Source organism: Chryseobacterium sp. SIMBA_028, from assembly GCF_046535285.1.
In the GTDB taxonomy this organism is placed as follows: Bacteria; Bacteroidota; Bacteroidia; order Flavobacteriales; family Weeksellaceae; genus Chryseobacterium.
In genome coordinates this window covers 1-245 of sequence record NZ_JAWRWZ010000698.1, presented here as the reverse complement: position 1 = coordinate 245, position 245 = coordinate 1, and the positions used below count along the sequence as shown (strand labels likewise).

Genomic DNA, 245 nt, shown 5'->3' with positions numbered 1-245 from the left:
GAAAGCGATTGCAAAAGCAGATCACAGATTCTATACTTTGTTGTATCAGGGAACTCAGTTCGGTTCGGCAATCGGCGGACTTGGTTTTGATCTAAATGGTGCAAACACAAACGCTCTTTACAAAAACGGAAACGTTACTTATCCTTATTACCCTGTTGACGGAATTGTAAACACTACAGCTTACGATTTTGATGATTATACCGCAGCAGATGCTGCAGATCATTGGTCTTCAGGATGGACAACCA

1 pseudogene is annotated in these 245 nt (G+C 41.6%); it reads left to right on the top strand.

The window, feature by feature from the left end:
• Positions 1-245 (top strand): annotated as a pseudogene (locus tag SCA31_RS25045) (secretion protein); the annotation flags it as partial.